The organism is Salinicoccus siamensis, from assembly GCF_055391965.1.
On record NZ_AP043765.1, the window covers coordinates 1,471,476 to 1,486,266 of the forward strand.

The following is a 14,791-nucleotide window of genomic DNA, read 5'->3' on the forward strand; positions in this document are numbered from 1 at the left end:
ATCTCCTCCTAGTCGAGCGCCTCAAGCGTCTCGAGAATTCTTTTTACATCATGGGAGCGGTCCTCACCCAATATTTCGCCAAGTTCTTTTATCAGTGATTGCCTGGAGATGAAATTCCTGTACATCCCCAAGTTCTCTTCATAATGTTCAAGCAAGTCTTTCGACCGTTTCAAATTATCATAGACTGCCTGTCTTGTCACATCAAGTTCTTCTGCAATTTCACTGAAGGTGAAATCTTCCAGGTAATAAAGCTCTATATATTTTCTTTGTCTGCTGGTCAACAGCGTATGGTAGAAATCATAGAGATAGTTCATGCGCATGGTGCGTTCAAGTTCTTCAAGCACGTTCTTCATCATCCCCTTCGGCATTCGACACCATATCTGCAAACAAGCCGTAAACATAGTTCTCTGCATTGAATTCCTGCAGATCATCAAGCTGTTCACCGAGCCCGACGAACTTCACCGGAATGCCGAGCTCATTTTTGATGGCCAATACGATACCGCCTTTGGCTGTACCATCCAGTTTGGTCAGCACAATGCCAGAGACGTCTGTTACATCCTTGAAGGATTTGGCCTGGCTTAATGCATTCTGACCGGTCGTGGCATCAAGTACAAGTAAAGACTCGTGGGGTGCTTCGGGAACAACTTTCTGGATGACTTTCTTCATTTTCGAAAGTTCATTCATCAGATTCCCTTTATTTTGGAGGCGCCCTGCCGTATCGCAGATAAGGATATCAGTGCCCCGCTTCTTCGCAGCGTTGACCGCGTCAAACATGACAGCAGCCGGGTCGCTGCCTTCAGCCTGGCTGATCACATCGACATCCACCCGCTCTCCCCAGACTTTAAGCTGGTTGATTGCACCGGCCCGGAAAGTATCACCGGCTGCGAGCATTACATTTTTGCCTTCTTGCTTGTATTTATGTGCCAATTTGCCTATGCTCGTCGTTTTGCCGACACCATTCACACCAACAACGAGGATGACAGTCAAGCCTTCCTCCTGGATATTGACCGTCTCCGGCAGATTATCATTTCGCTCATAGATCTCCACCATTTTTTCAACAATCGTCTCACGCAGCTCCGAGGTGTCTGTGATGTTGTTCACCTTTGCAACATGACGCAGTTCATCCGTCAGTTCCATCACAGTATTGAACCCGACATCAGCCGAAATCAGAACTTCCTCCAACGCTTCAAAGAAATCCTCATCGACGGTACGGTAGCGGGCCATGAGTTCATTGATTTCACTTTGGAACTTTTCCCTGCTCTTTTCGAGGCCTACCTTAAATTTATAGCCTATCTGTTCCTGTTCCCATTCCTCGAATTCATCTATGCTTATCAGACCGTCATCAAGCGCTTCGGTCTGTGATTCGAGCGATTCATCCGAAAGATCCTTTACTTCATTGGACTTCGGTTGGAACTTGTCTTTCAGTCGTTTAAATAAGCTCACACCGTTTCTTCCTCTCTTATGTTTTCTTCATAATCCTTGAGATCTACGCTGATCAGTTGGCTGACGCCACGTTCCTGCATCGTCACCCCGAACAGCCGATCGCTCTCTTCCATTGTCCCTTTGCGGTGGGTGATTACAATGAATTGCGTCTCTTTTGCCAAGACTTTCAGATACTGTGCATAGCGCAGCACATTCGACTCATCAAGGGCAGCCTCCACTTCATCCAGTATGATGAACGGACTGGCCCGGACCTGTAGAATGCTGAACAGCAGGCTGATTGCAGTCAATGCCCGTTCTCCCCCTGACAGCAATGACAATGTCGACAATCTTTTGCCGGGAGGCTGGGCATATATCTCCACTCCGGATTCGAGGTAATCGTCTTCTATGGTCAACCTCAATTCGGCCTGGCCACCCCCGAACATCTTTTGGAACACTTCACCGAAACGGGCATTGATCTGATTGAACGTTTCCTTAAAGCGCACTGCCACTTCGCCATCCATTTCACGGATCACTTCAAGCAGCGTATCCCTTGCCTCGAGCAGATCTGCTTCCTGTGTCTTCAGGAACTGATAGCGTTCACCCACGCGCGCGTATTCCTCTATCGCTGCCAGATTGACCGGGCCGAGCTCATCGATGCTTTTCCTGTTCAAAGAAATCTTCATTCGTTTCTGATCGATATCCGTCAGATCCTGATGTGTTTCTTTAGCTCTATCATACGTTATTTTATACGTTTCCGACAGATATTCAATCTTTTGTTCCACCTGGATATCAAGCTTCTCTTTTTTTGTTTTATGGGCGTGGAAAGCCTCCTGCAGTTCATCGCGCATCGGCAGGAGTTCGCGTCTGTCTGACTCCAGTTCCTCATATTCCTTTCTGAGCGCATATAGGACTGATGATTTCTCTTCTGCGGAGTGGTTGAGCGCCTCGACTTCCTGTGAGAGGGCTATCCGTTCTTTCTCCAGACGCTCAATATCCATCTCATTCAGATCTTCACTGATCATTTTCTGCTGTTCCTTGACTTCATTGATCAGCGCGTTTATTTCTTCCTGCTCTTCTTCAAGGCGGGAAGTTTCATCTTGTGCATGCCTGAGGCGCTCCTTCACCGCTGCCAACTCCCGGCTGGTGGCGTGACCTTCGTCAGTCAGATGTTGAAGCGTTTCCTTCTTATCTTTATCCGATGCATTCATCTGCGCGATGCGGCGGTCGAGATGGTCGAGTGAAACCTCGATCTGGGCGATCCTCTCTTCCTTCTCTGCAGTATCTTCTGGTGCGCCGAGCCCTGAAAGTTCTTCCCTCAGGATCCTTATATTGTCCGCCCTCGCCTCAAGCTGATAGCCGAGCCTCAGGATGCTGCCATGATATTTGTCTTTTTCTGCAGCCAGCTGCTGGCTGGTCTGATCCAATTTATCTTTCTTCTCCATCTGACTCGTCAAGTCGTCAGCCAGCTGCTTCACCGTCGCCTCAATCTGTCGGGTTTTCATACGGTAGACTTCCAGGTTCTCCTTTGTTTCCTGCAGTTCCTGCTGGTTCTCGATGATTGAACCCTTGGCACTTTTGGCCCCCCCGGACATCGCTCCGCCCGGCATGATGGTATCGCCATCCAATGTGACGATCCGCAGCCTATGGTTGATTTCAGAAGCCAATGCAGTGGCATCATCGATTGTCTCCACGACAAGTGTCGTACCGAGCAGGTGACTCACAATATCCGCTATAGAGTCGTCGTGTTCGGCGATTTCTGACATGACGTGCACCTTGATGCTTGTGCGCTCCAGTATGCCACGAATATCCTTATGGAGATGCTTTTGACGGATCGTGGTCCTTGGCAGGAATGTAGCAAATCCGGCTTTGGCGGCCTTCAGTCTACTGATTGCTGCCTTGGCACTCTGCTCGTCGTGCGTGATGATGTTTTGGGCCTGTGCCCCGAGTGCCGTATCCAATGCCTTGACATATCGCTTGTCAGCTGAAAGCATCTCCCCAACAGCCCCTATGATGCCGTTCAACTGTGCCCTATTCTTCAATATGAACCGTGCACCCGGATAATATCCACGGTACTCATTATGCATGGCATTCAACATATCAACCTTCGACTTCTGCTGCTCGATATAATGTCTGGCAGTATCAAGCCTATTCTTCTCGTTGTCGTAGTCCGCTTCGAGCGCTTTCAATGCCTCTGATGCCGCCTGCAACGCTTTGTGGTTGGCATCCACCTTCTCCAGTATTTCTGCATGACGGGCTTTCTCCTCGGCATGCTGGATGCCTTCCGTCTCCTGGAGCTGCTCGAGTTCTACAACCCGCTCCTTTTTCTGGCGTATATTATCATCAAGCCTGCTCTTTTCGGATTCTGCCCGCCTGCATTCATTCTCAAGTGTCGTCTTTTCCACCATCAGATCATAGTATTCGTCCTTAAGCGTTTCGATTTCACCCGAATGATCCTCCAGAAGTTCTTTTTTATGTGTGGCGATTTCTTCTTGAGCCCTAGTCAACTCGTTGACTGCGGTCGAAAGTTCAGCAGCTTTCTTTAAGGTTTCGCGATGCTTTGAATCTATGGATGCAGCGCGTGCCTGATGGGTGGCGAGTCGTTTTGACAGTTCTTCACTCGTCTGTCCTTTAGTGTCCTTCCGTTCTTTATACAATTCAATCCGACCACTGGCCTGCTCCAATTTCTTTGTCAAATCAACCAGACGCCTGTTTAGCTCGGCGTTCTCCTCATCATGCCTATCACGTTGCCGGGCAATCTCGGTCATCCTTTTTTCCTTGTGCGCCAATCGGCTGTGCATTTCTTTGATTTTAGCTTCTGACGACTGGAGACCCATCGCCTCTTCATTAAGCATGGCCATAAGCGTCTCTACATCATAGACCGTCACTTCTATGTCACTGTTGCGCATCTCCTCTTTCAGCGCCAGATATTCCTCGGCAGTTGCACTCTCCTTCTCAAGCCTATGTACCCGGCCTTCGAGTTCATGGATGATGTCGTGCACCCGGTCGAGGTTATCTGCAGTTTCTTCAAGTCTTTTTTCGGATTCCTTTTTGCGCAATTTATATTTCATGACGCCTGCCGCTTCTTCAATGAGGCCTCTTCTCTGCTCCGGTTTAGCCTTCAAAACTTCATCCACTTCCCCCTGGGAAATGATATTATACGCATTTCGCCCCAAACCGGAATCAAGGAAAAGCTCATTTATTTCCTTGAGCCTGGTGCGTTCCTTATTGATGTAATACTCACTGTCGCCATTTCTGTATAGCTTGCGTGTAATGTGGACTTCATCCGCATCCATCTGCAAAGTGCGTGATGCATTATCCAACACAAGCCGGACATATGCATAATTCATCGCCTTGCGGTCTGTGGTGCCATTGAAGATTACATCTTCCATTTTGACACCTCTGATGGAACGTGCCGATTGTTCTCCAAGCACCCAGCGTATGGCATCGGTGATGTTGCTTTTGCCGCTGCCATTTGGACCGACCACAGCCGTAACCCCGGCATCAAAACTGATGTCCGCCTTATCGGCGAATGATTTGAATCCGTGCGCTTCCATCTTTTTCAAATAAACCATTAATCCTTCTCTCCATCATCAAAATTCTTAAGTGCATATTCAGCAGCTTTCTGCTCGGAGTCCTTTTTCGAACGCCCGCTTCCCTTGCCTATCATGATGCCGTCTGCAAAAACCGCAGTGACGAACCGCTTATCATGGCTCGGTCCGGTCGCTTCAATAAGGCGATACTCGACGCTTTGCTGACTTTTTTGATGCATCCGTTCCTGGAGCGCTGTCTTATAATCCATTACGGCATTATAATTGTCATCGCCTATTTCAGGGTATACATGTGCTTTTAGGAAACTGACGACTGAAGCTGTGCCCTGATCCAGATACAACGCCCCGAGGAAGGCCTCGAATGTATCGGAGACGATTGACGGCCGTTCCCTGCCACCCGTCTTCTCTTCACCTCTGCCAAGCAGTATGAGTGGCGCCATATCAAGTTTCGATGCAAATACTACAAGTGATGGTTCACATACGATATTGGCCCTCAGTTTTGTCAAATCGCCTTCCGGCAATTTTTCAAACCGGTTATAGATATAATCTGAAACCATCAATTCTAGTACGGCATCCCCTAAAAATTCGAGCCGTTCGTTGTTATGGATCTTGTCCAGTTGAAGGTCGTTTATATAGGAACTATGCATAAATGCCTGGATATACAGGCTTTCATCATCGACGGAAATGCCTGTCCGATCGATGAAATCTGTAAACTTCCTCCTGAAATCCTGAAGCCTCTGTCTGGCATGCGGATCTTTATTGATCCGTCTTTCTATTTCATTGAAATCCATCTGTTTACCTCCATTTAATTCATTCTAAAGGAATGAGATATTTAATAAAAGTTTTTATAACAAAAATAAAATCCACTTTGAAAGTGGATTTTAACATTATTTCGCTTCTAGTTTGTCGATGTAGTTGAGGGCGTCGCCTACCGTATTGATTTTCTCAGCTTCCTCGTCCGGGATTTCCATCTCGAACTCGTCCTCGAGCTCCATCACAAGCTCAGCGATATCCAGAGAGTCAGCACCGAGGTCATCTTTGAATGATGCATCCTTAGTCACTTTCTCCTCATCAATTCCCAATTTGTCGACGATGATGTCTTTTACTTTGTCGAAGTTTGCCATTATAATTCACCTCCCTCCAATATTATCACAGGGTTTACCCCATGTACATACCGCCATTTACATGGATTGTCTGGCCGGTAATATAGCGTGCTTTATCTGATGCCAGGAACATGACTGTTTCTGCAATATCCTCGGCATCCCCAAAGAATCTAAGCGGTATCTGTTCAAGCATCTTCCCTTTAACTTCATCGGACAATATATCAGTCATATCACTTTCGATGAAGCCCGGGGAAACAGAATTCACCGTGATGCCTTTTGGAGCGAGTTCCCGTGCGACGGATTTTGTGATGCCGTCTATCCCAGCCTTGGAGGCGACATAATTCGTCTGGCCCGCGTTTCCAATCGATCCGACGATGCTGGAGATATTGATGATTCTTCCACCTTTTTGGCGAATCATCGGACGTGAGACACTTTGGATGACGTTGAACGTGCCTTTTAGGTTTACATCAACGACTTTATCCCATTCGTCCTCTTTCATGCGCATGAGCAGATTGTCCTGGGTCACACCGGCATTGTTGACGACAAGGTCGATTGCCTTGTACCGGTCGGTGATGTCTTTGATCATCGCTTTGACTTCTTCATGGTCCTGGACCTGACATTGAATCGCCTCAGCTTGACCGCCTTCTGTTTTGATGGCTTCTACAACTGCTTCGGCCTTATCCTTCGATCCTGAATAATTCACGATTACATTGTAGCCGGCCTGCCCGAGCTTAAGTGCGATGCTTTTTCCGATGCCTCTTGACGCTCCTGTTACAAGTGCTGTTTTAGCCATTTTCTAACTCCTTTACATGTGCCATTGTATCAATATGTGAAACGCTGATCGAGCGGTCGATTTTCCTGACCAGACCACTCAAAACTTTTTTCGGGCCGACTTCCACCGCCTCACCGACACCCATCTCAGAAGCTGTCTGAATCGATTCGGTGAAGCGCACAGGATGGGTAAGCTGATCGATCAGTTGAGCGCGTATCGTCTCCGGATTCATCTCTGATGCTGCCGATACGTTTTGGATGACCGGTATGGTCGGCGTAGCAAACGGTATCTCTTTAATGAAGGAGGCGAATGCCTCCCGTGCATCTTCCATAAGATAGGAGTGGAATGCACCCGACACATTCAATTTCATAACGCGTCTTGCCCCATACGATTTGCCCTGTTCGACAAAATCATCAATCAAGCTTTCATCCCCCGAAATCACTATCTGGTCAGGCGCATTGATGTTTGCCGGCTGTATCTTCCTTTGATCATCCGACAATGAGTCGCACAATTCTTTTAAAGGGGCATACTCCATGCCGATCACTGCAGCCATGCCGCCTCCTTCGCTCTGCGCCATAAGCTCACCGCGCTTTGACACTATGGAAATTCCGTCCTTAACTGTGATGACCCCAGCATGTACAAGGGCAGGCAGCTCCCCGAGGCTGTGGCCGAGTACAACATCCCCTTTTAAGCCTGTAGCCGCAAGTACCGCAAGACTGTGGGCAAATAGTGCCGGTTGAGTATACTGTGTCATGTTGAGGCGCTCGTCTTCTTCGAACATTATCGACTTCAAATCAAAATCAACATTCAAAAAGACCTCATCCAGCAATGTCCGGCCTTCCGGTGACTGCTCATATATATCTTTCGCCATACCTGCGTACTGGGAGCCTTGCCCCGGGAATAAAATCATCTTCTTCATTCATTTCCCACCTTCTCTTTAATTTTGGCGATTGCATCGGATTCAGCCATTTTTTTTGCTTGACGGATTGCTGAGACGATTGCTTCTCCATCACTTGAACCATGCGCCTTCAGCACATTGCCATCGAGGCCGAGCAGCGGTGCTCCGCCATATTGCCTGTAATCCAGAAGCTCCCTGACGGATTGCACATCCTTCTTCAGGATAAGGGCAGCCAATTTGTTCTTGGCATTCTTGAGGAATGCATGCTTGACTTCCCCCATCAATGCCTTGGCAGTACCTTCAATCGTCTTCAGGATGATGTTGCCCGTAAATCCGTCGGTGACAGCGATATCGACGTCACCTGAGAAGATATCGCGTGTCTCAAAATTCCCTGTGAAGTTCAGGTTGCTTTCCTTGAGACGCTTGAAAGTCTCTTTGGTGAGCTCGCTTCCTTTGTTATCTTCACTGCCGTTGTTGACGAGGCCGATCCTTGGATTGCTGCGCCCTTCATTCTCGCGCATATACAAATCAGCCATCACTGCAAATTGATGGAGATGTTGGGGTTTATTATCGACGTTCGCCCCCATGTCCAACAGCATCATGCCATTCCTTTCGCCACCGGTCGTCGGCAGCAAAGTGCCGATGGCAGGCCGCTCAATCCCTTTGATGCGCCCCACCACGAACAGTCCCGCACTCATCAGGGCACCCGTGTTTCCTGCCGATACACATGCATCCGCTTCTTTATCCTTCACTGCTTTACACGCACGCACAAGGGAACTGTCCTTCTTACGGCGTACTGAGCGGACCGGGTCGTCATCCGATTCAATCTTCTGCGAGACCGGTATGAATGTCACCCTCGGATGGTTTCCCGAATAGGAGCCTTCAAGCCCGTACAGGAGAATTTCAAGGCTATCATCCGCTTCAACAGCTTTTAGTACGCCTTTCTCTATCTCTTTTGGAGCGTTGTCTCCGCCCATGAGATCCACCGCAATTCTAACCATCATATTCACCTTCACCTGTATAATACATTTCAAAACGTCCTTTAAAAACAAGGCGTTGTTCCACTTTGGATACTACTTGAATGGTGGCGATCCGGCCATCCATCTTCTCGACCACTGCCTTTGATATCACCTTATCACCCAGTTTGACGGGTCGTACAAAGTCGATATGGGCCGTTTTCGTCAATGCCAGCGGCTGATCTATGACAGCCACACATAAGGAGTTTGCCTGTGCAAACAGATAATGGCCGCGGGCGATCTTGTTCTTTTTGAAGACATGGCCTTCCTCTGCTATAAACAGGGACAAGGCATGATCATTCAATTCAATGTCTATGATTTCACCGATGACTTCCTGCAATGACAGGCTCCGTATCTTATCGGTCTCTTCCCGTGCTACGTGCTTGATGCGCTCGCGCACTTCCGGGATATCGAGTTCCAGGCGGTCGAGCCTTATGGTCTGGATGCTGACTTTGAATATTTCAGCCAGACGCTCATCAGTCAAAAACGGGTCTGAAGATACCCTCTCAAGTAACAGTTCCTGCCGTTCCGTCTTTTTGTATTTAACCATATTCAACCTCGTTTAGTAGTTGGTACTAGAATCAGTATATATAAGTGCTTTGTGGATTTCAAACACTTTGTGGGCCTTTCAAAAAAAAGCACTGTATGGTTTATACAGTGCAAGCTTCAATCTATTATTACAATTTTATTGGCCACATGTTTCCATATAGTGAATTGTCTGGAGCTTGAGTTTCGCGGCCGATCAGCGCAAGGCACCGACCGTCGCCCCCTTCGAATTCCATACGGAATGATACTCTACGAGCTCAGTTTTTCTGCGTACTCTATTGCACTTTGGCGTGCATGTTCAAGCACTCTGTAATCTTCCGCCAAATCTGCAACTTTGAATTGGGGCAGACCGCTTTGGCGCACACCAAAGTAATCACCAGGGCCACGCATATCAAGGTCACGTTCACTCAGTTCGAAGCCATCTGTCGTGCTGGTCATGATATCCATCCTGAGTTTTGCATTTTCTGTCTTCGGATCACTGATGAGTACACAGTAGCTCTGCTTATCGCTCCGACCGACCCGGCCTCTTAGTTGGTGGAGCGTCGAGAGTCCGAAACGTTCCGCATTGAAGATCACCATGAATGTCGCACTCGGGACGTTGATGCCCACTTCTATCACTGTCGTTGAAACCAGTATGGGTTTTTCGCCCGATTCAAACCGCGCCATGCCCTCTGCTTTTTCATCCGGTTTCATCCGGCCATGCACAAGTTCGACATCCTTTTCACCAAAACGGTTCTTGAACAGTTCGTGGATTTCCTGGACATTCTTCAAATCAAGCGTTTCAGATTCTTCTATCAGCGGTGCCACGATATAGGCACTGTGTCCTTTTTTGATTTCCTCTGAAAGTTGCTGAAGTACTTCATCGGTCTCTTCAAAGCGGCGCCAGTATGTCTGTACCGGTTTACGGCCCTTAGGCATCTGCCTGATGACTGAAATATCCATATCACCAAAAGTGGTTATGGACAGCGTCCTTGGTATGGGCGTTGCCGTCATGTACAGGACATTTTTTCTGAGTGCCTTATCATTCAGGCGTCTCCTCTGGTTGACCCCGAAGCGGTGCTGTTCGTCAGTGATGATCAGCGATAGGCTTTTGAATACGACATCGTCTTCTATCAGTGCATGGGTGCCGATGATCAGGTCTATTCCGCCTCGTGCCAATTCAATGAGTATCCGATCTTTTTCCTTACGTGATGTATTGCCTGTCAGTTTTTCGATATTGAGCTCTCCGGCGAATATTTCAAGGAAGGATTGATAATGCTGATTGGCCAGCACCTCAGTAGGCACCATCAATGCGGTCTGTTCCCCGATGGTTTTGACGGCATAGCTCGCCAAGCCCGCTACAATCGTCTTGCCGCTGCCCACGTCCCCCTGGAGGAGCCGGTGCATCGAGATGTTCTGCTTAAGGTCCCTACAAATTTCATTCACACTGCGCTTTTGATCTCCCGTCAGTTCAAAAGGCAAAGTAGCGATGAACGCCTTCAGGGCATTGATGTCATAGTCGATGATGTATTGTTCGTTGCGCACCCTTTCCCGGCGGCGCTTTTCCATAAGCTGCAGCTGGAATATAAAAAGTTCATAAAATTTTATGGTCCGCCTCGCTTCGTTGATGTCGTGCGGATTTTCGGGAAAATGCAGATGCCACAAAGCTTCCTTGATAGACATCAATCGATATTTCCGCCTATATTCCTCCGGCAGATCGTAGATGAACTCAGCATCTTCAAACACCTGGGCAACAATTCGGCTGAATGTCTTTGAATGCATGACCCCGCCGAGGGGATACTTTACGCGATAGCCGCCGGAAGGGTCGAAAATCATCCTCTGACCGTTTATTTCAAGCCTGTTCCTGTCGAATTTACCGGTGAAATTGACGGTTTCTCCAACGGTCAGTTTGTCCTTCAAATAAGGTTGATTGAAGAAGATCACTTTTATATTCAAGCCATCAATTTCGACAAAGACAGTCAGGCGGCTTTTCCCCCGCCGAAAAAAAGAGATGGTGGGTTCAGTCCTGACCCTCCCTGAAACGGTCACTTTATCATTATGCTTGGCATCGTTGAGGTTCATCACTGCGAGATTCTCATAGCCACTCGGCAGATGGAACAGGATGGTGTCTGAATCAGTCAGTTCCAGTTCATTGAGCTTCTCATTCAACTTCGGTCCGACACCTTTGAGCTTTTCAACCGGCCGCGAGGATTTTGACACCCGGTAGAGCTGCATCATTACTGGCCACCGAAAATCTCAGCTTTTAGCCGCTCTCCAGTCGGCGTACCGGCAAGTCCGCCACGCCCCGTTTCACGAAGTGCAGAAGGCATGGTGAGCCCTATTTTATACATTGCTTCCACCACTTCATCAGCAGGTATTCTGGATTCGATGCCGGCAAGCGACATATCCGCCGCCGTCAGAGCATTGCTGGCTCCGGCTGCGTTCCTTTTGACGCAAGGCACTTCCACCAACCCTGCCACCGGATCGCATACAAGACCAAGCATGTTCTTCAGGGCGATCGCAAAACCGTGCCCGCTCATCTCAGGCGTGCCCCCTGCCATTTCGACAAGGGCGGCCGCTGCCATGGCACTCGCACTGCCCACTTCTGCCTGGCACCCCCCTGCAGCTCCGGAGATGCTCGCGTTATTCGCTACAACAAAACCGAAGGCACCTGAAGTGAACAGGAATCTGACCATCTCTTCGCGCGAAACATCATGCTTTTCCTTCATCGCAAACAGGACGCCTGGTACGACACCGGCAGAGCCGGCGGTCGGTGTAGCGCATATTTTACCCATCGCAGCATTCACTTCATTTGTGCTCACGGCGTGGGCGATGGCGTACAGAGTAAGATCTCCGCTCAAGCCTTTGCCGCTGTCGATGTATTTCTTCATCTTTACAGCATCCATGCCGGTCAGGCCTGTAGTGCTGGTTACGCCGTCAAATCCTTCTTCAACGGCATTCTCCATCACTTCAAGATTGCGTTCCATATCTTTATAGACGTCAAGATAGGAACGTCCCGTCGCTTCCATTTCCTGTTCGATCATAATGTCGGCGATGGCTTTGTTTTCGGCAGTTGCTTTATCTATCAGTTCCTCTATCGTCCTAAACATATTCGTCCCCCCTAGCTTTCTTTCATTTCAATTACTCGATCGACACCTTCTGCCGCAGCTACTTCGTCAATGACCTCCTGGCTGATCTTTTCATCAAGCTCTATCGTCATCAGTGCAATATCCCCTTTTTCCTTGCGCGCGACATTCATCTGGCTGACGTTGATCTGATGGCCTCCGAGAATTGTCGTGACTCTGGCGATGGTCCCGAAGGTATCCTTATGGAAAACCAGCAGGGCCGGGTAATTGCCGGATAGACTGATTGGGTAGTCGTTGATGCTGACCACTTCAATCTTGCCGCCACCTATCGATATCCCCTCAACCGTCAGTCTGTCTGAGCCCTTGACCAGGTGCAGCAATGCAGTATTCGGATGGGAGCGTTCCTCTTCCATTTCGATGAACTGTATATGCATACCCGCTTCATCTGCATGATCTTTAGCGGTGATGATGCGGTCATCATCGGTATCAAACCCAAGCAGTCCGCCAATCAATGCAACATCCGTACCATGTCCCCTGTAAGTATCCTTAAAGGATCCATACAGATAGATATCCGCATGATCCGGCTGTTCTCCAAAAAGACTGCGTGCGAGCAAACCAATCCGTGCTGCTCCTGCCGTGTGTGAAGAAGACGGCCCGACCATTACCGGTCCGATGATGTCAAAAACACTTTTATACTTCATTCGATCCCCTCCATAAAAAAATCCATCGGTCCAGGCGAACCGATGGGGTCTCATGACTATTCTACAGAAAGTAGATAACTGTACACCGGTTGATGTCCTTCGTGGACTTCAAATTCCACTTCGTCATGTTCTGCTTCAACTGCTTCAATGATGCGGTTTACTTCATCCTGATCTCCTTCGTCGCCGATCAGTACAGTGACGATTTCAGACTCATCATCAATCATCGATTCAAGCAGCTGCTTCAATGCCGCTTCCCTGGAATCATCTGCGCCGGTTATCTTGCCATTGTTGATGCCCATGTGCTGATTTTTTTTGATGTCGACGCCGTCTATCTTGGTGTCGCGCACTGCATATGTGACCTGTCCTGTCTTGACGTGCTCAAGTGCTTCCTTCATTGCAGTAGTGTTGTCTTCCAATCCAGCATCCGGGGAATACATCAGCAGGCTCGCCAACCCTTCAGGTATCGATGTACTCGGTACTACGGCAGCCGGGATATCAAGTAGATCACGTGCCTGCTCAGCTGCCATGATGATGTTTTTATTATTGGGCAGGATGATGACATTTTTGACATCCTCCCCTTCTATCGTCTTCAGGATATCCTCCGTAGCGGGATTCATCGTCTGGCCGCCGTTTATGATATGCGTCGCACCGATGCTCCTGAACAATTCATTGATGCCCTCTCCGGATGAAACGGTTATGATTGCTGTTTCATAAGTTTGCTTGTCCTTCGTCTCGGTTTTGGCCGGACCTTTCTTGTCCTGTATCTCCCTGAACTGTTCACGCATGTTCTCAATCTTCATCTTGATCAGTTCACCATACTCGGCGCCATAAGTCATCGCTTTGCCGGGTGTTTCAGTATGGACGTGGACTTTGACGATCTCATCGTCTGATATGACAAGCAAAGAGTCGCCGAATTCACTCATCTCATCGCGGAACGCATCTTCGTTGAACTCACGGCCCTTCTCATCGAAGCGCACCATGAATTCGGTGCAGAAGCCATACTCGATGTCGTCTGCCGTCATGAACTGATCGAACTCGTGATGATCATCAACGAAATCCTTCATATTTTTCTGCTCATCCTTGGCTTCAACCTTTTCGCCCTTCAATGCAGAAAGAAAGCCTTCATATACATATAATAACCCCTGTCCGCCGGAATCTACGACGCCCACTTCCTTAAGCACCGGCAACAGGTCCGGTGTCCTGTCCAATGATGCTTTCGCTTCTTTGATGACGCCCTCCATCAAAGAGGTGAGTGACGTTTCTGTTTCAGCCAATTCCTCAGCCTTTGCGGCAGAATCTTTAGCGACTGTCAGGATGGTGCCTTCGACAGGCTTCATGACTGCTTTATAGGCAGTACGTACACCGGCGTTGAGCGCAGCTGTAAAAGTGGCGGCATCTATCTCCTCCTCATCCTCTATGGATTTGGAAAACCCACGGAAGAGCTGGGAGAGTATTACGCCAGAATTCCCCCGCGCACCCATCAGCAGGCCTTTGGAAAAATATTTGCCGATATCTCCGATATGGCTTTCACTTTTATCTTCCACTTCATTGGCTCCTGAAGTCATCGATAAATTCATATTGGTGCCCGTATCACCGTCCGGAACCGGGAAGACGTTCAATGAATCCACATACTCGGCGTGCTGCCGCAAGTTCTCAGCCCCACTTAAAATCATATTTTTAAACATTACACCATCTATCTTATCCATTGCTTAGTAAATCC

Annotated in this window: 13 protein-coding genes; all 13 read right to left on the reverse strand. The window is 48.5% G+C overall.

Annotated elements, in window-relative coordinates; translation table 11 throughout:
- Positions 1 to 8: 8 nt before the first annotated feature.
- The 13 genes from ACZ5LF_RS07595 to ACZ5LF_RS07655 all read right to left on the reverse strand — a co-directional run bounded on the left by ACZ5LF_RS07595 (position 9) and on the right by ACZ5LF_RS07655 (position 14,777).
- Positions 9 to 353 carry a putative DNA-binding protein gene (locus tag ACZ5LF_RS07595; RefSeq protein ID WP_461047575.1) on the reverse strand — a complete coding sequence of 115 codons (345 nt, stop codon included), beginning with the start codon at positions 351 to 353 and terminating at the stop codon, positions 9 to 11.
- Complete coding sequence (gene ftsY, locus ACZ5LF_RS07600; RefSeq protein WP_380570930.1) at positions 337 to 1,443, reverse strand: signal recognition particle-docking protein FtsY; 1,107 nt, start codon at positions 1,441 to 1,443, stop codon at positions 337 to 339. Before ftsY ends, ACZ5LF_RS07595 begins: the two co-directional genes overlap by 17 nt.
- A complete protein-coding gene (gene smc, locus ACZ5LF_RS07605; RefSeq protein WP_380570931.1) occupies positions 1,440 to 4,994 on the reverse strand; it encodes a chromosome segregation protein SMC in 3,555 nt (1,184 codons plus the stop codon). The genes ftsY and smc overlap by 4 nt, the downstream gene beginning before the upstream one ends.
- Positions 4,994 to 5,761, reverse strand: coding sequence for a ribonuclease III (gene rnc, locus ACZ5LF_RS07610; protein WP_380570934.1), 768 nt, complete (start codon positions 5,759 to 5,761; stop codon positions 4,994 to 4,996). Before rnc ends, smc begins: the two co-directional genes overlap by 1 nt.
- Before the next feature lie 96 nt (positions 5,762 to 5,857).
- Entirely contained in the window at positions 5,858 to 6,094 is a 237-nt protein-coding gene (locus ACZ5LF_RS07615; RefSeq protein WP_344701344.1) for an acyl carrier protein, read from the reverse strand.
- A gap of 34 nt (positions 6,095 to 6,128) precedes the next feature.
- Complete coding sequence (fabG, locus tag ACZ5LF_RS07620) at positions 6,129 to 6,866, reverse strand: 3-oxoacyl-[acyl-carrier-protein] reductase (protein ID WP_380571159.1); 738 nt, start codon at positions 6,864 to 6,866, stop codon at positions 6,129 to 6,131.
- Positions 6,859 to 7,764 carry an ACP S-malonyltransferase gene (fabD, locus tag ACZ5LF_RS07625; protein WP_380571315.1) on the reverse strand — a complete coding sequence of 302 codons (906 nt, stop codon included), beginning with the start codon at positions 7,762 to 7,764 and terminating at the stop codon, positions 6,859 to 6,861. The genes fabG and fabD overlap by 8 nt, the downstream gene beginning before the upstream one ends.
- Positions 7,761 to 8,744 (reverse strand): phosphate acyltransferase PlsX, encoded by a 984-nt coding sequence (gene plsX, locus ACZ5LF_RS07630; protein ID WP_380572123.1) that lies wholly within the window; start codon positions 8,742 to 8,744, stop codon positions 7,761 to 7,763. Before plsX ends, fabD begins: the two co-directional genes overlap by 4 nt.
- Positions 8,737 to 9,309 (reverse strand): transcription factor FapR, encoded by a 573-nt coding sequence (fapR, locus tag ACZ5LF_RS07635; RefSeq protein WP_380571404.1) that lies wholly within the window; start codon positions 9,307 to 9,309, stop codon positions 8,737 to 8,739. Before fapR ends, plsX begins: the two co-directional genes overlap by 8 nt.
- Before the next feature lie 245 nt (positions 9,310 to 9,554).
- A complete protein-coding gene (recG, locus tag ACZ5LF_RS07640) occupies positions 9,555 to 11,522 on the reverse strand; it encodes an ATP-dependent DNA helicase RecG (RefSeq protein WP_380571406.1) in 1,968 nt (655 codons plus the stop codon).
- Positions 11,522 to 12,394: an L-serine ammonia-lyase, iron-sulfur-dependent, subunit alpha gene (gene sdaAA, locus ACZ5LF_RS07645; RefSeq protein WP_380571532.1), complete on the reverse strand. Its 873-nt coding sequence runs from the start codon at positions 12,392 to 12,394 to the stop codon at positions 11,522 to 11,524. The genes recG and sdaAA overlap by 1 nt, the downstream gene beginning before the upstream one ends.
- Before the next feature lie 11 nt (positions 12,395 to 12,405).
- Complete coding sequence (gene sdaAB, locus ACZ5LF_RS07650) at positions 12,406 to 13,071, reverse strand: L-serine ammonia-lyase, iron-sulfur-dependent subunit beta (RefSeq protein ID WP_380571560.1); 666 nt, start codon at positions 13,069 to 13,071, stop codon at positions 12,406 to 12,408.
- A 56-nt stretch (positions 13,072 to 13,127) separates the two neighbouring features.
- Positions 13,128 to 14,777, reverse strand: coding sequence for a DAK2 domain-containing protein (locus tag ACZ5LF_RS07655; protein WP_380571562.1), 1,650 nt, complete (start codon positions 14,775 to 14,777; stop codon positions 13,128 to 13,130).
- Positions 14,778 to 14,791: the final 14 nt, after the last annotated feature.